At 70.7% G+C, this 25961-nt stretch carries 22 protein-coding genes and 1 pseudogene; 9 read left to right on the top strand and 14 right to left on the bottom strand.

The features are described from left to right. Nucleotides 1-54: 54 nt before the first annotated feature. Nucleotides 55-1209: a Gfo/Idh/MocA family protein gene (locus ACZ4N4_RS16150; protein WP_467588833.1), complete on the top strand. Its 1155-nt coding sequence runs from the start codon at nt 55-57 to the stop codon at nt 1207-1209. 19 nt (nt 1210-1228) lie between these two features. Here ACZ4N4_RS16150 and ACZ4N4_RS16145 read toward each other — a convergent pair whose 3' ends face one another. Then, nucleotides 1229-2758 carry a substrate-binding domain-containing protein gene (locus ACZ4N4_RS16145; protein ID WP_467588830.1) on the bottom strand — a complete coding sequence of 510 codons (1530 nt, stop codon included), beginning with the start codon at nt 2756-2758 and terminating at the stop codon, nt 1229-1231. Between the two features lie 134 nt (nt 2759-2892). Next, complete coding sequence (locus tag ACZ4N4_RS16140) at nt 2893-4701, bottom strand: serine/threonine-protein kinase (RefSeq protein WP_467588827.1); 1809 nt, start codon at nt 4699-4701, stop codon at nt 2893-2895. 210 nt (nt 4702-4911) lie between these two features. Between ACZ4N4_RS16140 and ACZ4N4_RS16135 the strand changes: the two genes are divergently transcribed. From ACZ4N4_RS16135 to ACZ4N4_RS16120, 4 genes are all read left to right on the top strand, one after another. Next, nucleotides 4912-6267, top strand: a complete 1356-nt coding sequence (locus tag ACZ4N4_RS16135) for an aspartate aminotransferase family protein (RefSeq protein WP_453570440.1) — start codon at nt 4912-4914, stop codon at nt 6265-6267. A 160-nt stretch (nt 6268-6427) separates the two neighbouring features. Continuing rightward, a complete protein-coding gene (locus ACZ4N4_RS16130) occupies nt 6428-7126 on the top strand; it encodes a GntR family transcriptional regulator (RefSeq protein ID WP_453570442.1) in 699 nt (232 codons plus the stop codon). Continuing rightward, nucleotides 7123-9546 (top strand): dolichyl-phosphate beta-glucosyltransferase, encoded by a 2424-nt coding sequence (locus tag ACZ4N4_RS16125; RefSeq protein WP_467588824.1) that lies wholly within the window; start codon nt 7123-7125, stop codon nt 9544-9546. The genes ACZ4N4_RS16130 and ACZ4N4_RS16125 overlap by 4 nt, the downstream gene beginning before the upstream one ends. A gap of 89 nt (nt 9547-9635) precedes the next feature. Then, on the top strand, nt 9636-10286 hold the full coding sequence (locus tag ACZ4N4_RS16120; RefSeq protein WP_453570446.1) for a hypothetical protein: 651 nt from the start codon (nt 9636-9638) through the stop codon (nt 10284-10286). 22 nt (nt 10287-10308) lie between these two features. Here ACZ4N4_RS16120 and ACZ4N4_RS16115 read toward each other — a convergent pair whose 3' ends face one another. The 5 genes from ACZ4N4_RS16115 to ACZ4N4_RS16095 form a co-directional block, all read right to left on the bottom strand. Continuing rightward, nucleotides 10309-10743 carry a PIN domain-containing protein gene (locus tag ACZ4N4_RS16115; protein ID WP_467588822.1) on the bottom strand — a complete coding sequence of 145 codons (435 nt, stop codon included), beginning with the start codon at nt 10741-10743 and terminating at the stop codon, nt 10309-10311. Beyond that, on the bottom strand, nt 10740-11006 hold the full coding sequence (locus tag ACZ4N4_RS16110; RefSeq protein ID WP_453570450.1) for a cupin domain-containing protein: 267 nt from the start codon (nt 11004-11006) through the stop codon (nt 10740-10742). The genes ACZ4N4_RS16115 and ACZ4N4_RS16110 overlap by 4 nt, the downstream gene beginning before the upstream one ends. A 75-nt stretch (nt 11007-11081) precedes the next feature. After that, nucleotides 11082-11429, bottom strand: coding sequence for a hypothetical protein (locus ACZ4N4_RS16105; protein WP_467588819.1), 348 nt, complete (start codon nt 11427-11429; stop codon nt 11082-11084). A gap of 229 nt (nt 11430-11658) precedes the next feature. Further along, complete coding sequence (locus ACZ4N4_RS16100; RefSeq protein WP_467588816.1) at nt 11659-13491, bottom strand: bifunctional metallophosphatase/5'-nucleotidase; 1833 nt, start codon at nt 13489-13491, stop codon at nt 11659-11661. A gap of 163 nt (nt 13492-13654) precedes the next feature. Beyond that, on the bottom strand, nt 13655-14938 hold the full coding sequence (locus tag ACZ4N4_RS16095) for an adenylosuccinate synthase (protein ID WP_453570454.1): 1284 nt from the start codon (nt 14936-14938) through the stop codon (nt 13655-13657). A gap of 197 nt (nt 14939-15135) precedes the next feature. On the opposite strand from ACZ4N4_RS16095, the gene ACZ4N4_RS16090 reads away from it, so the two are divergent. Further along, nucleotides 15136-15975: a diacylglycerol kinase family protein gene (locus ACZ4N4_RS16090; RefSeq protein WP_453570456.1), complete on the top strand. Its 840-nt coding sequence runs from the start codon at nt 15136-15138 to the stop codon at nt 15973-15975. A gap of 235 nt (nt 15976-16210) precedes the next feature. On the opposite strand, the gene eutC is transcribed toward ACZ4N4_RS16090, so the two are convergent. Further along, nucleotides 16211-16993, bottom strand: coding sequence for an ethanolamine ammonia-lyase subunit EutC (gene eutC / locus ACZ4N4_RS16085; RefSeq protein ID WP_467588813.1), 783 nt, complete (start codon nt 16991-16993; stop codon nt 16211-16213). Next, on the bottom strand, nt 16990-18372 hold the full coding sequence (locus ACZ4N4_RS16080; protein WP_467588810.1) for an ethanolamine ammonia-lyase subunit EutB: 1383 nt from the start codon (nt 18370-18372) through the stop codon (nt 16990-16992). Before ACZ4N4_RS16080 ends, eutC begins: the two co-directional genes overlap by 4 nt. 150 nt (nt 18373-18522) lie before the next feature. On the opposite strand from ACZ4N4_RS16080, the gene ACZ4N4_RS16075 reads away from it, so the two are divergent. After that, nucleotides 18523-20034: an APC family permease gene (locus ACZ4N4_RS16075; RefSeq protein WP_467588807.1), complete on the top strand. Its 1512-nt coding sequence runs from the start codon at nt 18523-18525 to the stop codon at nt 20032-20034. Between the two features lie 134 nt (nt 20035-20168). On the opposite strand, the gene ACZ4N4_RS16070 is transcribed toward ACZ4N4_RS16075, so the two are convergent. Beyond that, a complete protein-coding gene (locus ACZ4N4_RS16070) occupies nt 20169-20669 on the bottom strand; it encodes a GbsR/MarR family transcriptional regulator (RefSeq protein WP_453570463.1) in 501 nt (166 codons plus the stop codon). Nucleotides 20670-20743: 74 nt separating this feature from the next. Between ACZ4N4_RS16070 and ACZ4N4_RS16065 the strand changes: the two genes are divergently transcribed. Further along, a complete protein-coding gene (locus tag ACZ4N4_RS16065; RefSeq protein WP_467588804.1) occupies nt 20744-21643 on the top strand; it encodes an ABC transporter ATP-binding protein in 900 nt (299 codons plus the stop codon). After that, nucleotides 21640-23208: an ABC transporter permease gene (locus ACZ4N4_RS16060; protein ID WP_467588801.1), complete on the top strand. Its 1569-nt coding sequence runs from the start codon at nt 21640-21642 to the stop codon at nt 23206-23208. Before ACZ4N4_RS16065 ends, ACZ4N4_RS16060 begins: the two co-directional genes overlap by 4 nt. A 10-nt stretch (nt 23209-23218) precedes the next feature. Here ACZ4N4_RS16060 and ACZ4N4_RS16055 read toward each other — a convergent pair. From ACZ4N4_RS16055 to ACZ4N4_RS16040, 4 genes and pseudogenes are all read right to left on the bottom strand, one after another. Beyond that, a pseudogene (locus tag ACZ4N4_RS16055) lies at nt 23219-23811 on the bottom strand (Uma2 family endonuclease). A gap of 90 nt (nt 23812-23901) precedes the next feature. Continuing rightward, the gene (locus ACZ4N4_RS16050; protein ID WP_467588798.1) at nt 23902-25107 is read right to left on the bottom strand and encodes a cytochrome P450; all 1206 of its coding nucleotides are present in this window, start codon (nt 25105-25107) and stop codon (nt 23902-23904) included. 52 nt (nt 25108-25159) lie between these two features. Then, nucleotides 25160-25630 carry an RICIN domain-containing protein gene (locus ACZ4N4_RS16045; RefSeq protein WP_467588795.1) on the bottom strand — a complete coding sequence of 157 codons (471 nt, stop codon included), beginning with the start codon at nt 25628-25630 and terminating at the stop codon, nt 25160-25162. Nucleotides 25631-25727: 97 nt separating this feature from the next. Continuing rightward, on the bottom strand, nt 25728-25958 hold the full coding sequence (locus ACZ4N4_RS16040) for a hypothetical protein (protein ID WP_467588793.1): 231 nt from the start codon (nt 25956-25958) through the stop codon (nt 25728-25730). Between the last annotated feature and the right edge of the window lie 3 nt (nt 25959-25961).

Raw genomic sequence — 25961 nt, 5'->3', positions numbered from 1 at the left:
GGCCCCGCATCGTGAGCGGACAGTCCGCGGAACGGTCCGAAGAGGGGCAGCCACATGGTGCGTAGGCTCGGCGTCGCCGTCGTCGGGTTCGGCTGGATGGGGCGGGTGCACACCCAGGCCTACCAGCGGGTCCCCCACCACTTCCCGCAGCTGCCCGTACGCCCCGAGCTGGTGACCGTCGCCGAGGAGGTGCCGGGCCGGGCCGAGGAGGCCGCCGCGCAGTTCGGGTTCGCGTCCACCACCCGCGACTGGCGTGAGGTCGTCGCCGACCCGCGCGTGGATGCCGTCAGCATCACCGCGCCGAACTTCCTGCACCGGGAGATCGGCGTCGCCATGGCCGAGGCCGGCAAGCACATCTGGATCGAGAAGCCGGTCGGGCTGACCGCGGAGGACGCCGGCGCGGTCGCCGACGCCGTCGCGAAGGCGGGCGTCCAGGGCACCGTCGGCTTCAACTACCGCAACGCGCCCGCCGTCGCGTACGCCCGTGATCTCATCGCCGCCGGCGAGCTGGGCACCGTCACACACGTGCGCATCCGCCTCTTCAGCGACTACGCGGCCCACCCGGACGGCGCCCTGACCTGGCGCTACGAGCGGGCCCGCGGCGGTGGCGGGGTTCTTGGCGACCTCGCCTCGCACGGTGTCGACCTGGCCCGCTTCCTGCTCGGGGAGATCACCGCGCTCGCCGCCGACACCGCTGTCTTCATCCCGGAGCGCGCCCGCCCCACCGGCGCCACCGCCGGCCACACCCTGGCCACCGGCGGCGTACTCGGCCCGGTCGAGAACGAGGACTACGTCAACTGCCTGCTGCGCTTCGCCTCCGGCGCCCGGGGCGTCCTGGAGGCGTGCCGGGTCTCGGTCGGCGAGCAGAACAACTACGGCTTCGAGGTGCACGGCACCAAGGGCGCCGTCTTCTGGGACTACCGGCGGATGGGCGAACTCGGCGTCAGCCGCGGCACCTCCTACCAGGACCAGCCCGTCAGCACGGTCCACGTGGGCCCCGGGCACGGCGAGTACGGCGCCTTCCAGCCCGGCGCGGCCAACGCCATGGGCTACGACGACCTCAAGGTCGTCGAGGCCCGCAACTTCCTGCGCTCCATAGCGGAGGACACCCCGTACGGGCCGACCCTGCGGGACGCCGTGCACAGCGCGGCCGCCCTCGACGCGATGAGCCGCTCGGCCGCCGGGGGCACCTGGGTGAGTCTCGGCTGACCCCCGCGCCTCACCGGCATCACCGGCAGAGCTTCATCCCCACCGGGGTGTAACAGGGCACATGCCCGTGCGTGCGGATCACGTCCTGGCCGTTGCCCCTGACGACGTACGACAGGAAGCTCGACGCCAGTGTGCCGACCGCGGGCCGGCCGTAGGTGTACGCGTACTCGATCTCGCGGTACGGGTACGGGCTGAGGCCGCCCTCGATCGCCTCCACGGACGGGGCGTCGTGGTCCAGGGAGAGAATGTGCAGGCCCTTCGCCCCGGCCGCCACGTTCAGCTCGGCGTAGCCGACCGCGCCCTTCAGCTGGGCCACTTCCGACAGCACCTGGTCGGTCGAGTCCAGCTCGCAGCGGATCACCTTCGCCGTCGGGTCGTCCTTGTGCACGCAGTCGACGGAGGAGTTGGCGATCTCGCCACGCTTCAGCACCCGCCGCTGGAACACCTGCCGGGTCCCGGAGTTGGCGTCCCGGCTGACCAGCTTCACCGGCAGGTCGGGGCCGCCCAGCTGCTTCCAGTTGGTGATCTCGCCCCGGTACAGCCGGCGTACGTCGGCCGTGGCGAGGTCCGCCAGCTTCACGTCGTCGTTCACGACCAGGGCGAAGACCACCAGGGCGATCCGGTTCTCGCGCAGTTCGGGCATGCCGGGCGGCTTGGGGCCGTCCGAGAGCGCCACGACCGAGGGGGAGCCCTTCGTCTTCCCGTCGGCCCCCGCGCTGTTCAGGTCCCTGATCCCGGCCGTCGACCCGTGCGCGTCGACGCGGATGGAGGCCCCCTCGCAGTCCCCTTCGTACTTCTTGGCGGCGTCCGTGATCACCGGCGCGAACGCCGTCGAGCCGTAGACCTTCAACGAGCCCTTCGCGCAGCCGATCGGCGGCGGACTGTCGTCGCGGGCCACGACGATCGTGGCCAGGGTGACGACACTGAGCGTCAGCATGGTGGCGATCAGCCGGGAGGCGCGGCTGAACAGCGGGGTCGCGTCGTCCGGGGTGGCACTGCGGTTGGGGTGCACCTCGCCGTCGTGGATACCGCCTATGAGCCTGATCTCCCGGCCGACGTCGCCTCCGGACAGCAGCACGAGCAGCTTGAAGTGCTCACCGTGGTTGAGCGGGACGCGCGGGATGCGCAGGGAGTTGCCCGAGTAGCCGAAGCCGCGCTCCGGGGTGAAGTGCGGCATGAGGTGGTGGCTGTCGGTCGGCTGGGTGACCGAGACGCCGCGGATCGTCCGGTCGCTGAACACCGCGGTGAGGCCGTGCAGTTCGGGGCTGGTGTAGTCGTCGCGGCCGATGCCCTGCGAGCCGTCGTTCTCGATGCGCAGCAGGACGAGGGTGGCGTCGGCCATGTCCGGGGCCTCGTCGAAGAGGCCGAGGCGCCGGCCGAGCCGGCCCGAACGGACGTCGTCGCCGATCGGGTTGTCCATCTGCACGCGGTAGCCGATCCGTTTACGGCGTGGGACGCGCCGCTCGAACCAGAAGATGGCCGCCGACGCGACGATGCCCGCCACCGCGGTGCCGACGGCCACGATGTTCTCCGCGCTCAGCCACTCCATGTGGGTGCCCCCGCCACTCCCCGGAGTCGAATGGTGCGGTCACCGTAAGGGGCACGGAGGGGCCGGTACGGGATAATTCGGACACCTGGACGAATGTTCCCCGAACGTTCAACTACCCCAGGCGTCGCGGGAGTTCACCGCTTGCTGTACGTAAGGCTCTCCTCGCCGTCCTTCCTCTCCCGCTTCAGCCTGCCGTCCGACAGCAGGGTCACCTCGGTGGCCTCTCCGGCGCTGCACGACGAACGGGGCTTGCCCGTCGTGACCGTGGAAGGACCGATCTCCAACGGGCCGCCCGAGCCGGGCTTCTCGGCGAGCTTCGCGTCGAACTCGCAGTGGTAGCCGGGGCCGTCCGCGACCAGGGTGAGGACCGAGTCGCCCACGGCGCCCTGGCGGATGGTCAGTTCGCGGGTGTTGTGGCCGGTGGAGTTGTCTATCGCCGTGGTCCAGGTGCCGAGGAAGGCGGTGGGCACGGTGCCGGAGGAGGCCGAGGAGGAGGGCGACTCGCTGGGCGTCGGCTCCCCGGAGGAGGTCTGGGCGGTCGCCGAGGGGGTGGGGGTGGGGGTGCCGCCCGCCTTGTCGTCGTCGCCGTTGTTCATGAGCGCGTACACGGAGCCGCCGGCGGCCAGCACCACGACCGCGGCGACGATGACGAGAAGCGCGGTGGAACGGCGGGTACGGCGCGACTCGCCGTCGGGGGTCGGGTCGTACGGCGGGGGTGGCGGGGGTGTGTAGAGCGGCGGCTGGACGGGCTCGGGGGTGGCGACGGTGGTATGGGGGGTGTTGTAGGGATTGCTGTAGGGGTTGTACGGCTGCGGGTGCTGGTGGGGTTGGTTCGGGTAGCCGTAGGCCGGGTGCGAGGCCGGGGCGTGTTCGGGGGAAGGCGGGTCAGGTGCCGGCTGCGGGTGGGTCGCGGCTGGTCGCGCCCCCGCGCCGGCAGCCGCGGATTCAGCACCGCCCCGCGCCCCTTGGCCGGCCGGCCCCCGCGCCCATTCACTGGCCGAGCCCTGCCGGGGCCCCTGCACCGTCGGATCCTCCACCTCCAGCAGTTCGACCGCGTGGCGGCCCAGTTGGGCCACCAGCGAACCCGGTAGCCAGGGGTCCCTGGAGCGGCCCTCCTCGATCGTGTCGACCGCTCCCGTTCTCGCCAGGATCGCGTCCAGGGAGGGGCGGGTCGCCGGGTCCTTGCGGAGGCAGTCGCGGACCACGTCGGCGATGCCCTCGGGAAGCCCGGACAGGTTCGGTTCCTCCTGGGCGATGCGGAACATCTGCGCGTGCGGCCCGCCCTCTGTCGAGCCGAAGGGGAGCCGGCCGGTGGCCGCGTAGGCGAGCACCGAGCCGAGGCTGAAGACGTCGGAGGCCGGGGTCATCCGGTCGCCGCGCACCTGCTCGGGGGCCATGAAGCCCGGCGAGCCGACGAGTGACCCGGTCTGGGTGATGCCCTCGCCGGGGAGGGTCTCCAGCGCCCGCGCGATCCCGAAGTCGATGACCCGGGGCCCCTCTATGGTGAGCATCACGTTGGAGGGCTTGAGGTCGCGGTGGACGATCCCGGCGGCGTGGATGTTGGTGAGCGCGTGCGCCAGCCCGGCGGCCAGGATGCGCACCGACCGCTCGGGCAGTGGCCCGTGGTCGTGCTCGACGACCCGCTGGAGGCTCGGCCCGGCGACATAGCCGGTGGCCACCCAGGGCACCGCGGCCTCGGTGTCGGCGTCGAGGACGGGCGCGGTCCAGAACCCGCCGACCCGCTGGGCGTTGCGCACCTCCTGCCGGAAGCGGGCCCGGAAGTCCTCCTGTGCGGCGAGCTCCGCCCGTACCAGCTTCACGGCGACGGTACGGCCGCGCTCCGACCGGGCGAGGTACACGTGCCCCATGCCGCCCGCGCCCAGCCGCGCCAGCAGCCGGTACTTCCCGATGTGCTGCGGATCCCCGGGCCCCAGCTTCTCCATGGCAGATCCGCCCCTTCTCCACACTTGTGATCGAGCCGAGAATATTCCGGCAGCTCCGGCGGCCGGGACCCGCCTTGTCTACGGTTCCGTAACAGGTACCGGTCGCTCCGGTGTATCCACGGGCTGTGGACAACCTGTCGCGGAATCCCCCTGGCCATGGAACATGTCGCCGATATCGCGTCCGCACCGGATACTCCTAGGCTCGGCGCCATGACCCCTCAGCCCAATCCCCAGGCCGGAGCCGCCGTCAAGGCGGCCGACCGTGCGCATGTCTTCCACTCCTGGTCCGCGCAGGACCTCATCGACCCGCTGGCCGTGGCCGGCGCCGAAGGGTCGTACTTCTGGGACTACGACGGCAGGCGTTACCTGGATTTCACCAGCGGGCTCGTCTTCACCAACATCGGCTACCAGCATCCGAAGGTCGTCGCCGCGATCCAGGAGCAGGCCGCGAAGATGACCACCTTCGCGCCCGCCTTCGCCGTGGAGGCCCGGTCGGAGGCGGCCCGGCTGATCGCCGAGCGGACCCCCGGTGACCTGGACAAGATCTTCTTCACCAACGGCGGCGCGGACGCGATCGAGCACGCCGTGCGCATGGCCCGGCTGCACACCGGGCGCCCGAAGGTGCTGTCCGCCTACCGCTCGTACCACGGCGGCACCCAGCAGGCGATCAACATCACCGGAGACCCGCGCCGCTGGGCCTCCGACGGCGCCGCCGCCGGGGTCGTGCACTTCTGGGCGCCCTTCCTGTACCGCTCCCGCTTCTACGCGGAGACCGAGGAGCAGGAGACCGCGCGGGCGCTGGAGCACCTGGAGACCACGATCGCGTTCGAGGGGCCGGGCACGGTCGCGGCGATCGTCCTGGAGACCATCCCCGGGACCGCCGGGATCATGGTGCCGCCCGCCGGGTACCTGGCCGGCGTCCGGGAGATCTGCGACAAGCACGGGATCGTCTTCGTCCTGGACGAGGTCATGGCCGGGTTCGGGCGCACGGGTGAGTGGTTCGCCGCCGACCTGTTCGGGGTCGTACCCGACCTGATGACCTTCGCCAAGGGCGTGAACAGCGGTTACGTGCCGCTGGGCGGTGTCGCCATCAGCGGGCGGATCGCCGAGACCTTCGCCAGGCGGCCCTACCCGGGCGGGCTGACGTACTCCGGGCATCCGCTGGCCTGTGCCGCCGCCGTCGCCACCATCAACGTGATGGCGGAGGAAGGCGTCGTCGAGAACGCCAAGCGGCTCGGCGCGGACGTCGTCGGGCCCGCCCTGGCCGCGCTGGCAGAGCGGCACCCGAGCGTCGGCGAGGTGCGCGGCACCGGCATGTTCTGGGCGCTGGACCTGGTGAAGAGCCGGGAGACCCGGGAGCCGCTGGTGCCGTACAACGCGGCCGGGGAGGCCAACGCACCGATGGCCGCGTTCACGGCTGCCGCCAGACAGCAGGGTCTGTGGCCGTTCGTGAACATGAACCGGACGCATGTCGTGCCGCCGTGCAACGTCACCGAGGCCGAGCTGAAGGAGGGCTTCGCCGCGCTCGACGCCGCGCTGAGCGTGGCCGACGAGTACACGGTGTGACAGCGGCGCTTCCGGGTGGCGGGATGCGGGGGCTGAGGTTGCGCAGTTCCCCGCGCCCCTGAAGGGGCGTTCAAGGAACCCGAACGCGTAAGGTGGCGTGCTCGTAGATGTACATGTAAGCGAGCACGTCACCCGAACGCGTGAGGAGAGGCACCCGACGATGCCCGGCAACGGCGCTGTGACCCGCAGTACCCTGCGCCAGCAGATCGCGGACGCGCTCCGTGACGAGGTGCTCGCCGGGCGCCTCCAGCCGGGCCGGGAGTTCACGGTCAAGGAGATCGCCGAGCAGTACGGAGTCTCCGCCACGCCGGTCCGCGAGGCCCTGGTCGACCTGTCCGCGCAGGGCGTCCTCGACGCCGACCAGCACCGCGGTTTCCGGGTCCCGGAGTACTCCCTCACCGACTACCGGGGCATGATCGAGGCCCGCAGCCTGGTCGTCGACGGTATGTTCCACGCCCTCGCCGACGGCCGTCACCCCGCCTTCAAGGACCCCCAGGAGCCGCGGGTCGCCGCCGCCCTGGCCGCGGTCCGCCGACGCGGCGAGGAGGCCCAGCGGGCCGCGACCGCCGGCGACCTCACCGTCCTGATCGGCTACGACCTGCGCTTCTGGCGGGAACTGTCCGCGCTGTTCGGCAACCCCTACCTCGGCGACTTCCTGCACCGGCTGCGCGTGCAGTCCTGGGTGTGCGCGGTGCAGCAGCTGCGCCGCCTCCCCGATCTACGCGGGTATCTGTGGTCCCGGCACACCGAGTTGGTCGACGCGCTGTCCCGGCGGGACACCGAGGCCGCCCGGGGGATCGTCGCCGCGTACAACACACACTCCCTCGCCCTCATCGAGCGTCTGTCGGAGAACGGATGACCGCGCCCCCGGAGACCGTCGACCTGTCCGTGGTCATTCCCGCGTACAACGAGGAGGGCCGGCTCGGCCCGACGCTCGACGCCGTCACCCGTTACCTCGCCGACAACGAGTCCCGCTTCGGCACCTGGGAAGTGATCGTCTCCGACGACGGTTCCACCGACGGGACGCGCGAGGTCGCGGCCTTAGGGCATCCGCACGTCCGTCTGGTCACCGCCGACCGCAACCGCGGCAAGGGCAACGCCCTGCGCCTCGGGGTAGCCGCCAGCGGCGGCCGCCGGGTGCTGGTCACCGACGCCGACCTCGCGGCCCCGATCGAGGAGCTGGAGCCGCTCGACAAGGCGCTCGGTGAGGGTCACGCGGCGGCCATCGGCTCGCGCGCGGTGCCGGGCGCCGAGATATCCGACCACCAGCACCGGCTGCGCGAGCTGCTCGGCCGCGCCGGGAACCTGCTGATACGGGCCACCGCGGTGCCCGGCATCAAGGACACCCAGTGCGGTTTCAAGCTGTTCGACGGCGACCGGGCCCGGGAGGCCTTCGCCGGCTCCCGTCTCGACGGCTGGGGCATCGACGTCGAGGTCCTCCAGCATCTGCACCGGGACGGCGGATCCATCGCCGAGGTGCCGGTCCGCTGGAGCCACCAGCCCGGCTCCAAGGTCGGCCCGCTGGCCTACCCGAAGGTCCTCGCGGACCTGGCCCGCCTCCGGCTGCGCCGCCTGCGCCCGGCCGACCTGCTGGTCCCGGTGGTCTTCCTGGCCCTGTCGATCGCCCTCTACTCGGGCCGCTTCTTCGACCCGGGCCACCGCTATCTCACCGACTCCCTCCAGGACCAGAACCAGTGGGAGTGGTTCTTCGCGGTGACCGCGGACAACCTCGCGCACTTCCGGAACCCGTTCTTCTCCGACCTCCAGAACTTTCCCGACGGCGTCAACCTGATGGCCAACACGGTCATGCTGGGCATCTCCGTCCCCTTCGCCCCGCTGACGCTGCTCGCCGGGCCGGCGGTCTCGCTCAGCGTGTGCATGGCGCTCGGCCTGGCCGCGACCGCCGTCGCCTGGTACTGGCTGATCGTGAAGCGGGTGGTACGGCACCGGGGTGCCGCCTTCCTCGGCGCGGCCCTGGCGGCCTTCGCGCCGCCGATGGTCAGCCACGCCAACGCGCACCCCAACTTCGTGATCCTGTTCATGGTCCCGCTGATCATCGACCGCGCCCTGCGTCTGGCCGCGGGCACCCGGGTCCGGCGGGACGGGATCGTGCTCGGCCTGATGGCGGCCTACCAGGTCTTCCTGGGCGAGGAGCCGTTCCTGCTGGCGGCGCTGGGCATGGCGCTGTTCGCCGTCGCCTACGCGGCCGTACGTCCGCAGGTGGCCAAGGAGTCCTGGCGCCCGCTGGGCAAGGGTCTGCTGATCGCCGGAGCGGTCTGTCTGCCGCTCGTGATCTACCCCCTGTACTGGCAGTTCAGCGGCCCGCAGAGCTACCACAGCGTCCTGCACGGCGACAACGCCGGAAACAGCCCGCTCTCGCTGCTCGCCTTCTCCGAACGCTCGATGCTCTTCGGGGACGCGGCCCGGGCCAACGAGCTGTCCCTCAACCCCACCGAGCAGAACGCCTTCTACGGCTGGCCGCTGGTCCTGCTCGCCTTCGCGATCGTGGTACGGCTGTGGTCGCGGCCCCTGGTCAAGGCGCTGGCGTTCACCTCCCTGGCCGCCGCCGTCCTGTCCATGGGCCCGAAGATCCGGATCCCGCTGACGGACACGGTGTATCCCGGCCCCTGGGCGCTGGTGCGGAAGCTGCCGCTCTTCGAGTCGGTGATCGAGGGCCGGGTCGCGATGATCTGCGCCCCGGCGCTGGGCGTCCTGCTCGCGCTCGGGCTCGAGAAGGTGCTGGGCACCCGTCGTATCGGCAACCAGTACTTCGGCCTGCTCGCCATCGCCCTCGCGCTGCTCCCGATCGTCCCCGCCCCCCTCAAGTCCGAGCAGCGCACGGCGGTCCCGGAGTTCATCACGAGCGGGATGTGGAAGTCGTACGTGGGAAAGGGCGAGTCCCTCGTCCCCCTTCCCCTCCCCGATCCCGGGTACGCGGAGGCCCTGCACTGGCAGACGACGGCGGACCTCGGCTTCAAGCTCCCCGGCGGATACTTCAACGGCCCCTACGGCGATGACCGCATCGGTATCTACGGTGCCGTCCCGCGCTTCACCTCCTCCATGCTGCGTGACGTCCGCTACAGCGGGAAGGTGCCGGTGATCGGCAAGAACTGGCGGGCGCAGGCGGCGAAGGACTTCGCGTACTGGAAGGCGGGCGTCCTGGTGGTCGCCCCGCAGCCCAACGACGACAAGCTGCGGCAGGCGGTCCAGGCTCTGACCGGAAAACCCGGTAAGTGGACCGGTGGGGTCTGGGTATGGGACCTGCACGAGGGGAGCTGACCGGCGCCGCACCGATTACTCTTCCCTGACCACCTAGCTGAACACTTGCCGTGAACGCGCTGATATCGCGCTGATACGAGGAGCCCTCTTTGGCCTGTGACCTCTGGCTGGTACCGCTCGTCGACGTGTTGTGCCACACGCCCGACAACCCGTTCGCCGAGGAACTCGCGCAATACAACAAGGTGCTCGCCGAGGCCGGGCTGCCGCCGGTGCCGGTGTACCAGTACATGCCGGGGCTGTCCGGCGAGGTCGCCCCGGTGGCCGGCTTCGACTACGACGCGCTCCACTTCCTGCGCCGCGCCTATCTCCTCCAGGTCTGCGGTCTGCCCGTCACCCCGGTGGACGACCTGGGCGGCGACTACGAGCAGCTCCTGGAGATGTTCGAGTCGACGGCCCAGCAGTCGCACCTGGTCTGGCACTACGACCACGCGGGCGCGTACGTGCCGGTCGACTTCCCGAACCCGCTGTCCAGCGACGAACTCCTTGCGAGCGGCGGCCCGCTGGGCTCCTCGCAGAGCCTGCTGCGCGAGCTGGAGTACGTCGCCCCGTCGATCGGCATCGACCCGGCGAACCCGCCGGCGGCCCCGCAGGCCCCTTCCGCCCCCACCGACCTGGAGGAACCGGCGATTCCGGCCCCCTACGACCCGAGCCCTTTCGCCCGTGAACGCCACGTCTGGCTGGGCCTGCACGCGGCGGCGACCCGCAGCCTGGCCCAGGGGTCGATGATCGTGTTCAGCTGAGGCGAAGGAGGCCCGGCGTACGTCAGTTCTGCTCGACGATGCGGATCGTGCGGATGCCGGTGCCCCGGTAGCGCATCGGGGTCCTGGTCAGCACGGCACGGCCGCGCGGCCATTCGACGGTCGGCAGGGCGAGGTGCAGCACATGGGCGCCGCTCCAGTCGGGCTCGTCCTTGCCGTCCTCCGCCGCGCGCAGGCGCTTGCCCACGGCAGTGGCCGCCGCGAAGTCGAGCGCTTCGATGTCGACGGACGGCAGGGCTCCGACGTGCTCGGCGACACCGGCCCGCTCCCGCTCTGCGGCGGCCAGGCTCACCGCCGGGATGTAGACCCTCAGCGCGGGGTCCTTCTCAGCCTCGACGACCAGCCGCGAGGCCGTACTGTTCCCGGCGCCGAGCGCGAGGGCCGCCGTGTCGTCCAAAATGACGGCACGCGGCAGCGGGTACCGCTCCTCCCCTGTCACTGGACCTCCCCGATGCGCCCCGACTCGATGTCGGCCCACAGCTTCTCGCCGGCCTTCTCGTCCTCTTCCGTGTACGGCCGGCCGAGGAAGTGCTCCTCGACGTACGCCTTCGTCTCCTCGTACCGCTTGCGCTGCTCTTCCTTGGTGGGTGTGGCCCCGGCCAGCTCCGCCACGAGGTCCCGCATGCTCATTCCGCGTTCCCGGGCGAGCTCCTGGAGGCGGTCACGGACAGCCGGGTCGACCTTGATCGTGGTGTCAGCCATGAGGACAGTATACTGTCGGTATACCGTCTCTGGACGTACGAGTGCGACAGCCATCGACGTTCCTTTCTCTGGTTCCTACGCCGCCACCGGGTGAATTTTCCGCAGTTCACCCGTTGGTGATCCGGATTCGCACGGCCTCTCGAACACCTCGCAGGTCGTCGAGTACTGCCGGGTCACCGGATCGCGTCGCACCACCCGCCGTAGATAACCCCGTTCCTCCAGCTCACGCAGGGAGGCGACGACCGTCATGCACCCTTCCCGGCGCCGCGCCGCGAGCATGCGCTCCGTGATCCACGAGCCGTTCGGAAGACTCAGGAGGTACGCCAGTACGCCCGTCGCCGCCCAGGACAGACGGCGGTCCCTGAAACGGGAGTTGGCGAAGGCTGCGAAGGCGCGCAGGGGCGCCGTACGATGAATGCGCATCCGGAGTCAGCTCTCCCGGTGTCGAGCCCCCGGGTGTTGGCGCACCGCGGGGGCAATCTTGTTGATCGTGACTCTAAGGCCACGCAAAGTGGCGCGCGCAAGCCGGAACGCCCTTTTCCTGGGCTTTAGTTCACACATTTCACTCCGGCGAGTGAAACGCGGAAAGCGGAAGGGGCCTCGCGAAGAGGCCCCTTCCGTTTTCCCTGCTTGTCCCGCGACAACGGGTGTTCTAGAAGACCGGCGTGCCGTTCTGCGTCAGCTTCCAGTTGGTCGCCGCGAACGTCGACGGGTCGATGGTGCCCTTCGCCGTGGCGTAGGCGACCATCAGGTCGCGGACCTGGTTGGTGGAGCTGTAGGCGATCTCCGCGGCGGCGATGTGCGGGTAGCCGGAGCCGCCGTTGGCGCGGTAGTTGTTGACGGCGACGACGAAGACCTGGTCGTCGGCGACCGGCGTGCCGTTGTAGGTCAGGTTCTTGATGCGCGAGCCCTCGGCGGCCGCGATGTCGATCTCGTAGTCGACGCCGGCCGCCATGTCGTACATGTAGTCCCAGAAGCTGTTGGCGTTGGTGAGAGTGGCGGTGTTCACCGCCGTGCCGGCCGGGACCTGGTGGTAGTACTTCGCCGCGTACTCCAGGTAGTCCTTGAGCTGGGCGCCGGTGAGCTTCTTGCCGTACAGGGTGTTCTCGTAGACGTAGAGGCCCGCCACGTCGCGGATTGTCACGTCGCCGGCCGGGATGGTGGCCGTACGGCTGAAGCAGGCGGCCACCGAGATCAGCGGGAGCGCGGCGTCCGCCGCCGACAGGCCCGCCTTCACCGCGTCCATCTGGACCTGCTGGATGAAGTCGATGGCGGGGACGTCCTTCCAGCAGGCCTCCGCCGTCGACATCGCCGCGGTACAGGTGCCGATCGCGGTGTTGACGTACTTGACGACCAGGTTGTGGTCGGCGGTGAGGAGTTCGGTGATCCGCGGGTCCTCGGCGACCGTGTTGCTGTTCAGGGTGGTGGCCGTCTTCTTGGTGACCTTCCAGGAGCCGCGCACGTGCTCCAGCTCGAAGTCGAAGCGGGAGAGGCGGTAGCCGTAGCAGTACGGCTCGGAGAGGAGGACGTCCTCCCCGGTCTCCGCGTTCTTCACCGTGTACGACGGGACGTCGACGTGGGTGTGGCCGACGAGGATCGCGTCGATGCCGGGCACCTGCTCGGCGACCAGGTTCGACGCGTTCTCCACGTAGGGGAGTTCGTCGCCCCACGACGTCGAGCCGTCCAGGCCCGAGTGGTCGGTGAGGAAGACGACGTCACAGCCGAGGGCGCGCAGCCGCGGGACGTACTTCTTCGCCTGCTCGACCAGGCCCGTGAAGGCCATCTTCCCGGAGACGTTGTCCTTGTCCCACAGGGCGATGCCCGGGTTGGTGAGGCCGAGGATGCCGACCTTGATGTCCGGGCCGTGCGGGACCTTGATGTGCTTGACGGTGTAGGGCCGGAAGGCGGGCTTGAGCGTCTTGGCGTCCAGGGCGTTGGCACCGAGCAGCGGGAAGTCGCACTGCTTCTCGAAGGTGCGGACGACCTCGATGCCGTAGTTGAACTCGTGGTTGCCGAGGGCGGCCGCGTCGTAGCGCATCTCGTTCATGGCTATCGCCATGGGGTGCTTGGGGCCGCGCTTGCCGTCCTTGCCCGTGATCGGGTCGACGCTCGCGTAGTACGAGGCGAGGGACGTCCCCTGGATGATGTCGCCGGCGTCGACGAGGAGGACCCGGTCCTCGCCCTTCTCCTTGCGGATGTTCTTCACCAGCGTGGCGATGCGCGCGATGCCGTAGGTGTTGCCCTTGGAGTCCACGGGCGCCGCGTTGGTGTAGTAGTCCCAGTTGAAGACGTGGCTGTGCAGGTCGGTGGTGCCCAGGATGGAGAAGCTCCAGGTCTTGGGCGCCTTCGGGGGCTTGGCGTGACCGTGGCCCCGCTCGGCGGCCTGGGCACTGCCGGCGCCGACGGTTCCCGCGACGGCCACGGCCGCCGAGGTGACGGCCGACTTCTGCACGAACTCACGTCGGTTCATGGGATTGACGGGCATTCAGGACTCCTGGAAAGGCACAGAGGACGGGTGAGACGTGCGGGCCGCGGCGGGCTACCCGCGTAGATGCTGACCCTCGCCCGTTACCGGCGTAACCACGGATACCCCAAGGGCCGGTCAAGGATTCCCAAGACCGGCCCAAGTGGACGTGCGTACACATCACTTACAGGAACGAGTTGATCTCGATCGTCTCGTCGCGGCCCGGGCCCACCCCGATCGCGGAGATCGGGGCGCCGGACATCTCCTCCAGGGCCTTGACGTACGCCTGCGCGTTCTTCGGGAGGTCCGAGAAGGACTTGGCCTTGGTGATGTCCTCGGACCAGCCGGGCAGCGTCTCGTAGACCGGCTTCGCGTGGTGGAAGTCGGTCTGGGAGTAGGGGAGTTCCTCGACGCGCTTGCCGTCGATCTCGTACGCGACACAGACCGGGATCTGCTCCCAGCCGGTGAGGACGTCCAGCTTGGTGAGGAAGAAGTCGGTCAGGCCGTTCACGCGGGTCGCGTAGCGGGCGATCACCGCGTCGAACCAGCCGCAGCGGCGGTCCCGGCCGGTGGTGACACCCCGCTCGCCGCCGATCCGGCGCAGCGCCTCGCCGTCCGCGTCGAACAGCTCGGTCGGGAACGGGCCGGCGCCGACGCGGGTCGTGTACGCCTTGAGGATGCCGATGACCCGGCTGATCTTCGTCGGACCCACGCCGGAGCCGGTGCAGGCACCGCCGGCCGTCGGGTTCGAGGAGGTGACGAAGGGGTACGTGCCGTGGTCGATGTCCAGGAGCGTGCCCTGGCCGCCCTCGAAGAGGACGACCTTGTTCTCCTCCAGGGCCTGGTTGAGGACCAGGACCGTGTCGGCGACGTACGGGGCGAGCTTGTCCGCGTACGTCAGCAGCTCCTCGACGACCTGCTCGATGGCGATCGCGCGCCGGTTGTAGAGCTTGGTGAGGACCTGGTTCTTGACGTCGAGGGCCGCCTCGACCTTCTGGGTCAGGATCGACTCGTCGTAGAGGTCCTGGACCCGGATGCCGACGCGGTTGATCTTGTCCGCGTAGGTCGGCCCGATGCCGCGCCCGGTCGTACCGATCTTCCGCTTGCCGAGGAAGCGTTCCGTCACCTTGTCGACGGTGACGTTGTACGGCGTGATGATGTGCGCGTTACCGCTGATCAGGAGCTTGGACGTGTCGACGCCACGCTCGTTCAGACCGCTCAGCTCGGAGAGCAGGACCGACGGGTCGACGACGACACCGTTGCCGATGACCGGAACACACGTAGGCGAGAGGATTCCGGAAGGGAGGAGGTGGAGCGCATACTTCTGGTCGCCGACGACGACCGTGTGGCCGGCGTTGTTGCCACCCTGGTAACGCACCACGTAGTCGACGGAGCCGCCTAGCAGATCCGTCGCCTTTCCCTTGCCTTCGTCACCCCACTGAGCACCGAGCAGCACAAGTGCGGGCACGCGCGTACACCCCTTCCGGGCGGGGCATGTCCAAGGTCAGGGGCGTACGCGTAAGGTTCGGCGCCGCGTACCACCGCGACCGTCTTTGGCCGCACAACCGTCGGACCGGATGCCCCGGAATAGACGAAGCCCCTGGCGCAATAGCGCAAGGGGCTCTTGCACAGTGATGCTACCCGAGGAAGCGAGGCACGACCGAGGTGGCGACATTCGCGACGTCCGATCAGCTGCTGGTGATCATCGATCCGGCGGCACGGCAGACGGACGGTGAGTCCGTCCGGATCGTGAAAGACGTGCTCAGCGCGGGTGCGACCACGAAGGTGTGTCTGCCGGACGGGCCCGAGGAATTCGCCCGGGTACTTTCCCGCAGGGGGTCTCGGCGGCCGGTGGTGGTGGGCGACGACGGCGCGCTGATCCGTGCCGTGACCTTTCTGCACCGGCGGCGGGAATTGGCCGGATGTGTGCTCTCCGTGGTCCCGGTGGGGGGCACGCTGGGCGTCGCGCACGCGCTGGGGGTGCCCACCGGTGCGGTGGCGGCCGCGCGGGCCGTCCTGGACGGGGTGGAACGGCGTCTGGACCTGCTGGTCGACGACAGCGACGGGGTGGTGCTGGGCGCGCTGCGGATCCCGGCGCTGGCGGCGGTGCCGGTGGCCGCGGTGCCGGTTGGGGCCCGGGGGTGGCTGCGGCCCTACCAGACCCTCGTACGGTCCCTGTCCGCCCGCCCGCTCCCGACCGTGCCCCGCCCCGGGCCCGCCCGGCTGCGGGTCGAGGTCGACGGGCAGACGGTGGTGGACCTGGACCAGCCGGTGGAGGGGATCTCGGTGACCCCGGGCGGCCGCGACGGGCTGGCCGAGGTGGAGGTACGACCGCTGTCGGTGGGCGCGGAGGCGACGCCGCTGCGGGCCGCCGGGCGGACGGTGACGGTGACGGGCGCGGACTTCCGGTACCGGGCCGACGTGGGGGTGACGGGTCCGGTACGGCGACGGACCTGGCGGGTGGTGGAGGGAGCCTGGGGACTCACGGTGCCGGGGGCCTCGTAGCGGTCTCGGCGCCGCGGGGCAGCGCGGTCTCGGCGCCGAGAGGCAGCGCGGGCTCGGCGCCGCGGGGCAGCGCGGGCTCGGCGACGCGGGGCAGCGGGCTCGGCGACGCGGGGGACTCACGCCCCGCACCACTCCGCGACACCGGAGAACTCCCCGTGCCACCCCGCAGCACAGGAGACTCCCCATGCCACCCCACGGCGCGGGAAAACTCCTGGTGGCGTGGGACCGCTGTGGCTCAGTGGAGCCGCTCGGGTACGTTCCCCTGGTCGGGCTCGGATGCGGATTCGTCCTTCAGTGCCACGCCCGTGACCCCCAGCTCCCGCGCCCTGCTCAGCAACGCGGCCAGCTTCCCCGCCGCCGCCTCGTAGGTCAGCCCCAGCGGCGGCCGGATGTTGCTCAGACAGTTCCGGTCCGCGTCCGTGGTCACGCCCGGCACCGGCCGGTACGTGAGATAGGCGCCCAGGGAGTCCGCCGCCGACATCCCGGGGCGTTCGCCGATCAGGACCACCACCAGGGCCGTACCCATCGCGTGGGCGATGTCGTCACCGAGGGCCACCCGGGCCTGCTCGGCCAGGACGACCGGGGCGATGCGCCGGCCGGGGAGGCGGGCCGCGGTGGCCCGCACCATCGCCGCCCCGTGCTCGTGCACCGCCCGGCTGGACAGCCCGTCGGCGACCACGAAGACGACGTCCCAGTCACCGGCCGGCAGGTGCGCCCGGTCCACCGGGTGGAGCCGGCGGCCCAGGTCGGGGCGCTGGAGGTAGGTCGTCCGGTCGCCGGCCGCGCTGCGGACCCGTACCGTCGCCAGCCCCGCCAGCCCCGCCGCCACCGCGTCCGGGTCGAACGGCGAGTGCACCGCGTCCCGGGCGGCCGCGTGCGCGGACTGGAGGCCCAGCCGGTGCCGGGTGGGGAGCGCGGAGCCGGAGCGGCCGAGGCCGATCCTGGCCTGGGTGTGGCGGCGCAACAGCGGCCACAGGTCGTCGGGTCCGGCGGTGGGCGCCTCGGTCAGGTCGGTCATGCGGCCAGTTCCCTTCCGATCGCCGTCAGCGGATGGCCGCTGACCTCGCGCAGGCCGCCGTCCCCGTCCAGCAGCCCGATCGACTCCAGCCACGCCTCGAACTCCGGCGCCGGGCGCAGGCCGAGCACCTCCCGCAGGTAGAGCGCGTCGTGGTAGGAGGCTGACTGGTAGTTGAGCATGATGTCGTCGCCGCCCGGTGTGCAGATCACGAAGGAGGCGCCCGCGACGGCCAGCATGGTCAGCATGGTGGCGATGTCGTCGTCGTCCGCGTCGGCGTGGTTCGTGTAGCAGATGTCCAGGCCCATGGGCAGGCCGAGGAGTTTGCCGCAGAAGTGGTCCTCCAGGGCGGCCCGCAGGATCTGCCGGCCGTCGTAGAGGTACTCCGGGCCGATGAAGCCCACGACGGTGTTCACCAGGAGGGGCCGGTAGCGGCGGGCCACCGCGTACGCCCGCGCCTCCACCGTCTGCTGGTCCACGCCGTGGTGGGCGTCCGCCGACAGGGCGCTGCCCTGGCCGGTCTCGAAGTACATGACGTGGTCGCCGACCGTGCCCCGCCCCAGCCCGCGGGCCGCCTCGTACGCCTCGTCCAGCAGGCCGAGGGTGACGCCGAAGGAGGCGTTCGCCGCCTGGGTGCCGGCGATGGACTGGAAGACGAGGTCGACCGGGGCGCCGCGCTCCATCAGGTCCACGCTCGTCGTGACGTGGCAGAGGACGCAGGACTGGGTGGGGATCGCGTAGCGGTCGATCACTTCGGCCAGGAGTTCCAGCAGGTCCCGTACCGCCTTCGGACTGTCGGTGGCCGGGTTGATGCCGATCACCGCGTCTCCGGAGCCGAGCAGCAGACCGTCCAGGAGGGCGGCCGCCACTCCGGCCGGGTCGTCGGTGGGGTGGTTGGGCTGGAGGCGGGTGGCGAGGCGGCCGGGCAGGCCGATCGTCGAGCGGAAGGCGGTGACCACCCGCACCTTGCGGGCGACGGCCACCAGGTCGGCGTTCCCCATCAGCTTGGACACGGCGGCGGCCATCTCCGGCGTGACCCCGGGCGCCAGCGCGGCGAGGGCCCCGGTGTCCGCGGCCAGCAGCCACTCCCGGAACTCGCCGACCGTCAGCCCGGCCACCGGCGCGAAGGCCGCCGCGTCGTGCGTGTCGAGGATCAGCCGGGTCACGTCGTCGGTCTCGTAGGGGATCACCGGCTCGGTCAGGAAGGCGGCGAGCGGCACCTCCGCCAGCGCCCAGCGGGCCGCGACCCGCTCCCGCGCGCTCGCGGCGGCGAGGCCGGCCAGCCGGTCGCCGGAGCGTTCCGGACTCGCGGCGGCCAGCAGGCGGGCCAGGGAGTCGAAGCGGTGGCGTTCGCCGCCGAGGGTGGCCGTGTACGTGCTCATGGCGGCGACCGTACGGGCCGGGTGTTGCGGCCGGATTTCTAAAGGTCTGGTTGACAAACATTTAACGCACCGAGACCCTCTACCGACTCATTCGGGCTACAGAGTTCCGGTCCAGTACAGCCAGCGATCAGCAGGAGAGGGGCCACCCCGATGGCAGTGGACGAGGGAGTCGCCCCAGCGGCGAAGACAGACGGGGACGGCACGGTCCACCGGCTGAAGCCCAACGCGATCGGCCTGCTCGGGGTGGTCTTCATGGCCGTCGCGACCGCCGCGCCGATCACCGCGATGACGGGCAACGTGCCCTTCATGGTGTCGTCCGGCAACGGCATAGGCGCCCCGGCGAGCTACCTCGTCGCAATGGTCGTCCTGGCAATCTTTTCCGTCGGTTTCACGTCGATGGCGAAGCACATCACGTCGACGGGCGCCTTCTACGGCTTCATCTCCTACGGTCTCGGCCGCACCGCGGGCCTGGCGTCGGGGCTGCTCGCCACCTTCGCCTACGCCGTCTTCGAGCCGGCGCTGATCGGCATCTTCTCGGTCTTCGCCAACACGACCCTGAAGGACCAGACCGGACTTGACGTCCCGTGGTGGGCGTTCGCGATCCTGATGCTCGCCGTCAACGCGACCGGCACCTGGTTCGGCGTCAGCGTCGCCGAGAAGCTCCTCGTCGTCCTCCTCGGCACCGAGGTGACCGTCCTCGCCGCGATGGCGATCTCGGTCGCCCTGCACGGCGGCGGCCCGCACGGCTTCACCTTCGGCCCGGTCAACCCGGTCAACGCCTTCAAGGGCACGTCCGCGGGGCTCGGTCTCTTCTTCGCCTTCTGGTCGTGGGTCGGCTTCGAGTCCACGGCGATGTACGGCGAGGAGTCCCGCGACCCGAAGAAGATCATCCCCAAGGCGACGATGATCTCGGTCCTCGGCGTCGGCGTCTTCTACGTCTTCGTCTCCTGGATGGCCATCATCGGCAACGGCGAGACGGAGGCCGTCAAGGCCGCCTCCTCCGCGAACCCGCTCGCCCTCTTCTTCGACCCCACCGAGCACTACGTCGGCCACTGGGCGGTCGTCCTCATGCAGTGGCTGATGGTCACCGGCTCGCTGGCCTGCGGCATGGCCTTCCACAACTGCGCCGCCCGCTACATGTACGCGCTGGGCCGGGAAGGGGTGCTTCCCTCGCTCCAGAACACCGTCGGCCGCACCCATGCCCGGCACGGCTCCCCGCACATCGCGGGCCTGGTCCAGACGGTGATCTCGGCCGTCCTGATCGGGGCGTTCTGGGCCGCGGGCAAGGACCCGTACAACGCCCTCTACGTGCTGCTGGCCATCCTCGGCACGATGGCGATCCTGGTCGTGCAGGCCGTGTGCTCGTTCGCGGTGCTGGTCTACTTCCGGAAGAACCACCCCGAGAGCCGGCACTGGTTCAGGACCTTCGCCGCCCCGCTCATCGGCGGCGTCGCGATGCTCGCCGTGGTCGTCCTGCTGGTGTCCAACATGGGCGTCGCGGCCGGCACCGAGTCCGGCTCACTGCTGCTGAAGGCGACCCCGTGGCTGGTGGCGCTGGTGGCGGCGACGGGCGTCGGCTACGCGCAGGACCTCAAGCGCCGGTCGCCGGAGCGGTACGCGCTGCTGGGACGGACGGTGCTGGAGGAGACGCGGGAGCGCTGAACGCCCGTCAGGGGCGCGAGGCCGTATGGAACGTGCGGCTACCGTCGCGTGGGCGCGACCGGCCCCGACGCTCCCGCGCGGGAGTACGCACCTGCGGGAGCGTCCTCTGGTTGCTCGCGCGGTTCCCCGCGCCCCTATCGGGGCGCGTCCCCGAACTGTTTCTCCCGATGGACCCGCCAGCGCTCCATCATCCGGGCGATCTCGGCGTCCACGAACTCGAAGAACGCGAGCGTCTCGGCCATCCGCCGCCCCGCCGGGGTGTCCGCGCCGAGGCTGCTCACGCCCTCCCGCAGGGCGCCCTCCCACCGCTTGATCACGGCCTCCCGGCTGGTGAGGGCCTCGTACCACTGGTTGCTGTGCACCCGGTACCGCTCCCGCCGGGAGCCCGGCTCCCGCTCGCGCGCGACCATGTGCTGCTGGGCCAGATAGCGCACTCCGCCGGACACCGCCGCCGGGCTGACCTGCAACTGCTCCCCCAGTTCCGCCGAGGTCAGGGTGCCCGAGTCGGACGACAGCAGGGCCGCGAAGATCCGGGCCGGCATGCGCTGCATCCCGGCCTCGACGAGCTGTGCCGCGAAGCTCTCGACGAACTTCGAGACGGCCTCCTGATCGCGCCCCATCGCATCCGTAGTCATGGTCACCAGCCTAGCGGGGGTTTCCACGCTTCCTTAACTTCACAATTTTCTGAAGACAGCGTACGTTCGGAACCATGACGAAGGCAATCACGGTCGCCGGGCTCCACAAGTCCTTCGGCCGCACCCATGCCCTGGACGGCCTCGACCTGGACGTCGAGGCCGGCGAGGTGCACGGCTTCCTCGGCCCCAACGGCGCCGGGAAGTCCACCGCCATCCGGGTCCTGCTCGGGCTGCTGCGCCCCGACTCCGGCGCCGCGCAGATCCTCGGCCGCGACCCTTGGAAGGACGCCGTGGCGGTGCACCGCAGGATCGCCTACGTCCCCGGAGACGTGACCCTCTGGCGCAACCTCTCGGGCGGCGAGGTCATCGACCTCTACGGCCGGCTGCGCGGCGGCAGCCTCGACGCCCGCCGCCGGGCCGATCTGCTCGACCGCTTCGAACTGGACCCCGCCAAGAAGGGCCGCACCTACAGCAAGGGCAACCGGCAGAAGGTCGCCCTGGTCGCCGCGTTCGCCTCGGACGTGGACCTGCTGATCCTGGACGAGCCGACCTCCGGTCTGGACCCCCTGATGGAGGAGGTCTTCCAGCGCTGTGTGGAGGAGGAGCGCGACCGCGGCCGTACGATCCTGCTCTCGTCGCACATCCTGAGCGAGGTCGAGGAACTCTGCGACCGCGTCAGCATCATCCGTAACGGCCGTACGGTCGAGTCCGGTTCACTCGCCGACCTGCGCCACCTCACCCGGACCAGTGTGACCGCCGAACTCGCCGGCCCGCCCGACGGGTTGGCCCGCCTCCCCGGCGTGCACGACGTCGACGTCCAGGGCCACCGGGTCCGCCTCCAGGTCGATGCCGAGCAACTCACCGCCGTGCTCCGCTCGTTGAGCGAGACCGGCGTACGCTCCCTGACCTCCACCCCGCCCACCCTGGAAGAACTCTTCCTGCGTCACTACCAGGACGAGGCGGCCGCCCGATGACCACCCTCACGGGCACCGGTACCCTGCTGCGCTTCGCGCTGCGCCGCGACCGCGTGACGACACCGGTCTGGATCGCGGTGAACGCGCTGATGGTCCTCTCCATGCCGAACACGCTGAAGACCCTGTACGGCACGGAGTCCGAACGCGCCGACCTGGTCCGGCAGTTGCAGACCAACGCCTCCTTCCGCGCTCTGATCGGCCCGCTCCACGACACCTCGCTCGGCGGTCTGACGGCGTGGCGGGTGGGCGTGTACGCCGGTGTCCTCGCGGCCGTCACCAGTCTGCTCGTCGTCGTACGCCACACCCGCGAGGAGGAGGAGACCGGCCGCGCGGAGCTGCTGGCGTCCGGCGCGGTGGGCCGGCGGGCGTCGCTCACGGCGGCCCTGCTGGCGGCGGCCGTGGCGAACGGCGTGACGGCCCTGCTGATCACGGCGGGCCTGGCCGGACAGGGGGGCGCCGGGGCGCTGTCCTTCGGGCTCGGTCTGGCCGGAACCGGCATGGTCTTCGCCACGGCGGCGGCGATCGTGGCGCAGCTGACCGAGAGCGCACGCCTGGCGCGCGGCCTGACGTCGGCGGTCCTGGGCGCGGCCTTCGTGTTGCGCGCGGCGGGTGACTCCACGGACGGTGCCGGGTCGTCACCGCTGACCTGGCTGTCACCGCTGGGCTGGCTGGAGAATCTCCGGCCCTTCGCCGCCGAACGCTGGTGGGTGCTGGCGCTGTTCACGGCCGCGGTGCTGGTGCAGGCCGGGGTGGCCTACGTCCTGGCGGGCCGCCGTGACCTGGGGATGAGCTTCTTCCCCGCCCGGCCGGGCCCGGCCACCGGCGGCCTCGGCTCCGCCGCCGCGCTCGCCTGGAGGCTCCAGCGGGGCGGAGTGCTCGGCTGGTCGCTCGGTTTCTTCCTGGCGGGCGTGGTCTTCGGCGGGCTGGCGGAGGGCGCGGCCGATCTGGTCGGCGACAACGAGAACGCCCGGGAGATCTTCGAGCGGATGGGCGGCCAGAGCGGGGTGACGAACGCGTTCCTCGCCTCGATGGTCGGGATCCTGGGGCTGATCGCCACGCTGTACGTCGTGGCGTCGGTCCTCCGGCTGAACGGCGAGGAGACCGCGGGCCGCGCCGAACCGCTGCTGGCCTGTGCGGTGGGCCGGCTGCGCTGGGCGGCCGGGCATCTGACCATCGCCTTCGGCGGCTCGGTCCTGATCATGCTGCTGGCGGGCCTGGGCTTCGCGGTCGGCTACGGCAAGGAGGCGGGCCCGCTGCTGGGCGCCTGCCTCGTCCAGCTCCCGGCGGTCTGGGTGGTCGGCGGACTCGCGCTGCTGCTGTACGGGGTCGCGCCCCGGCTGGCCCCGGCGGCCTGGGCAGTGGCGGTGGCGGTGCTGCTGATCGGCTGGGTGGGCCCGGCCCTGAACGCCCCCCGACTCGTCCTGGACCTCTCCCCCTTCGGCCACCTGCCGAAGCTGCCGGGCGGGGGGATGCAGTGGGGGCCGGTACTGATCCTGCTCGGGCTGGCGGTGGCCCTGGCGGGCGGCGGCCTCGCGGGACTGAGACGCCGGGACATGACCGGCTGACGGCAGCCTCTCAATCGACGTACTGCTTGAGTTCCTCGGTGTCGAGTTCGATGCCGACGGGATCGGGGAGAGTGACCATGCCCCCGAGCCTCACCACGTGGATGTCCCGGTATCCGTCCTCCGGGTCGGGGTCGCTGTGCACGAGGACCGAGAGGTTGTCGCGGTCGATGAGCAATAGACCGGGATACCTGCCTCGGCGTAGGCGCGGGGTTTCTCGACCCGGTCCCGGTTGTGCGTGTCCGAGTCGTACGACGTGACCTCGACGACCATCAACACCCCCGGGGTTTCGGCCCAATCCCCCTGCCCCGCGAAGTGCCCCACGGGTGCGAGGGCGCCCTCGGGCCGGGCCCGGCCCCGGTGGTACGCCTCCACTTTCAGCCCCTGCGTCGGGTTGAGATCGAGCTCCGGCCGAGCCTGCATGCACTGGCGGATCAACCACATGATGATCGAGCCGTGGTCGCCGTTCGTCAGCTTCTTGACCCCGAGCCGTCCGTCGATGAATTCGAGCCCGACGGTGTCGTCCACGCGCTCGGCGAATTCGGCGATCCGATCGAACACGTCCACCGACATCTGGGACGAGGTGCGCTCTGCCATAACCGTCATGGTGCCTCCCTTCGCAGGCAGGCAGGCACCAGCTTGACCCGACACTCGCGACCGGCCATCGGAATCGGTCAGTGATCAGCCGACGGGTGATCACTCAACGCCGACACTCAACCCTTCCAATCCCCTGATCACGAAGTTCGGCTTCCGCCGCGGCTCCGCCGCCAGGCTCAGCGTCGGGGCCTTCTCCAGCAGGGCCGTCATCGAGGCCGCCAGCTCGATACGGGCGAGCGGGGCGCCGATGCAGTAGTGGATGCCGGCGCTGAAGGAAATGTGGGGGTTGTCGCGGCGGGTCAGGTCGAGTTCGCCGGGGTGTTCGAACACGTCCGGGTCGTGGTTGGCGGAGCCGAAGAGCATCGCGATCTCCGCGCCCCTCGGGATCGTCGTGCCGTCGATCTCGACCTCGTCCAGCACCCAGCGTTCGAAGAGCTGGAGCGGGGTGTCGTAGCGCATCAACTCCTCGACGGCGGTGGGGACCAGGGAGTGGTCGGCGCGCAGGGCGGCGAGCTGGGCGGGGTTGCGGAAGAGGGCGTACCAGCCGTTGACCGTGGCGTTGACGGTCGCCTCGTGGCCGGCGTTGAGGAGCAGGACGGCCGTGGAGATCATCTCCTGCTCGGTGAGCCGGTCGCCCTCGTCGTGCGCGGCGATCAGCCCGGAGATCAGGTCCTCGCCCGGCTCCGTGCGCCGCTCGGCGATCAGCCCGCGCAGGTAGTCGGAGAACTCCACCGAGGCCCGGACGGCCTTCGCGGCCGTGTCCTCGGAGGGGTTCAGCTCGTACATTCCGCAGATGTCCGCCGACCAGGGCCGCAGCGGGGCCCGGTCCGCCTCCGGGATGCCCAGCATCTCGGCGATGACGGCGACGGGCAGCGGTTCGGCGACGTCGGCGAGCAGGTCGCCGCCGCCCTTGTGGACCAGGTCGTCGACGAGTTCGCCGGCGAGTTTCGCCACGTACGGTTTCAGCCGCTCGACCGTGCGCGGGGTGAACGCCTTCGTCACCAGGCGGCGGATGCGGGTGTGGTCCGGGGGTTCGAGGTCGAGCATGCCGTGGTCGTTGAGCGTGTGGAACGGCTCGTGCTCCGGCGGCGGTGCGGTCCGCCCGAAGTCCTCGTGGCTGAACCTGTGCTGGTACGCCCGCCCCAGCCGCCGGTCCCGCAGCAGCGCCGAGACGTCGGCGTGGTGCGGGACCAGCCACTGGTCCGTGGGCTCGTAGTACTGCACCCGGCCCCGGGAGCGGAGCTCGGCGTAGGCGGGGTACGGGTCGGCGAGGAAGTCCGGGTCCCAGGGGTCGAAGGCTGCCATGGACGGACGTTAGACCGCCGGTCCCCCTCCTGACCAGGGGTGTCTCAGGGCCCTACGGGTTGGGCAGGGTCCACCACTGCCAGGTGTTGGAGCCGCAGTTACGGAGGTTGATCCCCGCGTGCTCGCGCTGGTCGCCGTTGTTCTGGATGCTCAGGCACTGGCTGTCGACGTCCGTGCGCAGCCAGCCGCCGTCCTTGTACCAGCGCTGGTTGGCCAGTCCGTGGCAGTCGCCGACCACCTGGGCCGCGGCGTTGACCTCGCCGTTCCGCACGTCGAGACAGTGCTGCTCGGCGCCGTTGACGAGCTTCTTGCCCGCCCAGTACCAGAGCTGGTTGCCGGTGCCCGCGTTGCAGGTCTGCACCTCGACGTTGTCGCCGTCGGAGGCCAGGCACTTGCCGTTCAGCTGGGTGATGATCTGGAAGTACTGCGGCACCGAGGTCGCCCGGACCGGCAGGGCGGTGACCAGGAGGGGGACGGCGGCCAGCGCGAGCGCGGTCAGGCCATGCTCCAGGGGCTTGATCATGTCTCTTGATGTAGCGGGATCCGGTCCCACCCCGACAGCCCCTGAGCAGCGGCTTCACCCGACTGGCGGAACGGTTTCACCGGCCCCGGGGTGATCATCACTGGGACCACCGAACGTGGTGCTGCTCCAGTAGCTGCGCGCGCAGCGCCTCGGCCGTGGTCAGATAGGGCGCCTCTCGGGGCATGCAGGGCCCGGTCATCTGGCTCGCGCCGCTGGTCACCTGTCCGCCGACCGGGCTGATGCCGTTGGCGCGCCCCGGCTGGAGCGTGGGAACGCCCGGGTCGGCACGGGTGGTGCACGGGGCCGACGACGAGCGTGCTTGTGGCATGCG

The sequence above is a fragment of the Streptomyces sp. NPDC026538 genome (assembly GCF_055567535.1).
This window is presented reverse-complemented; position numbering and strand designations above follow the sequence as displayed.

What these genes read in the sequence shown, in the direction of transcription:
- ACZ4N4_RS16150 (WP_467588833.1), top strand. Translation starts at nt 55, where the DNA reads ATGGTGCGTAGGCTCGGCGTCGCCGTCGTCGGGTTCGGCTGGATGGGG.
- ACZ4N4_RS16145 (WP_467588830.1), bottom strand. Translation starts at nt 2,758, where the DNA reads ATGGAGTGGCTGAGCGCGGAGAACATCGTGGCCGTCGGCACCGCGGTG.
- ACZ4N4_RS16140 (WP_467588827.1), bottom strand. Translation starts at nt 4,701, where the DNA reads ATGGAGAAGCTGGGGCCCGGGGATCCGCAGCACATCGGGAAGTACCGG.
- ACZ4N4_RS16135 (WP_453570440.1), top strand. Translation starts at nt 4,912, where the DNA reads ATGACCCCTCAGCCCAATCCCCAGGCCGGAGCCGCCGTCAAGGCGGCC.
- ACZ4N4_RS16130 (WP_453570442.1), top strand. Translation starts at nt 6,428, where the DNA reads ATGCCCGGCAACGGCGCTGTGACCCGCAGTACCCTGCGCCAGCAGATC.
- ACZ4N4_RS16125 (WP_467588824.1), top strand. Translation starts at nt 7,123, where the DNA reads ATGACCGCGCCCCCGGAGACCGTCGACCTGTCCGTGGTCATTCCCGCG.
- ACZ4N4_RS16110 (WP_453570450.1), bottom strand. Translation starts at nt 11,006, where the DNA reads ATGGCTGACACCACGATCAAGGTCGACCCGGCTGTCCGTGACCGCCTC.
- ACZ4N4_RS16105 (WP_467588819.1), bottom strand. Translation starts at nt 11,429, where the DNA reads ATGCGCATTCATCGTACGGCGCCCCTGCGCGCCTTCGCAGCCTTCGCC.
- ACZ4N4_RS16100 (WP_467588816.1), bottom strand. Translation starts at nt 13,491, where the DNA reads ATGCCCGTCAATCCCATGAACCGACGTGAGTTCGTGCAGAAGTCGGCC.
- eutC (WP_467588813.1), bottom strand. Translation starts at nt 16,993, where the DNA reads ATGACCGACCTGACCGAGGCGCCCACCGCCGGACCCGACGACCTGTGG.
- ACZ4N4_RS16080 (WP_467588810.1), bottom strand. Translation starts at nt 18,372, where the DNA reads ATGAGCACGTACACGGCCACCCTCGGCGGCGAACGCCACCGCTTCGAC.
- ACZ4N4_RS16075 (WP_467588807.1), top strand. Translation starts at nt 18,523, where the DNA reads ATGGCAGTGGACGAGGGAGTCGCCCCAGCGGCGAAGACAGACGGGGAC.
- ACZ4N4_RS16070 (WP_453570463.1), bottom strand. Translation starts at nt 20,669, where the DNA reads ATGACTACGGATGCGATGGGGCGCGATCAGGAGGCCGTCTCGAAGTTC.
- ACZ4N4_RS16065 (WP_467588804.1), top strand. Translation starts at nt 20,744, where the DNA reads ATGACGAAGGCAATCACGGTCGCCGGGCTCCACAAGTCCTTCGGCCGC.
- ACZ4N4_RS16060 (WP_467588801.1), top strand. Translation starts at nt 21,640, where the DNA reads ATGACCACCCTCACGGGCACCGGTACCCTGCTGCGCTTCGCGCTGCGC.
- ACZ4N4_RS16050 (WP_467588798.1), bottom strand. Translation starts at nt 25,107, where the DNA reads ATGGCAGCCTTCGACCCCTGGGACCCGGACTTCCTCGCCGACCCGTAC.
- ACZ4N4_RS16045 (WP_467588795.1), bottom strand. Translation starts at nt 25,630, where the DNA reads ATGATCAAGCCCCTGGAGCATGGCCTGACCGCGCTCGCGCTGGCCGCC.
- ACZ4N4_RS16040 (WP_467588793.1), bottom strand. Translation starts at nt 25,958, where the DNA reads ATGCCACAAGCACGCTCGTCGTCGGCCCCGTGCACCACCCGTGCCGAC.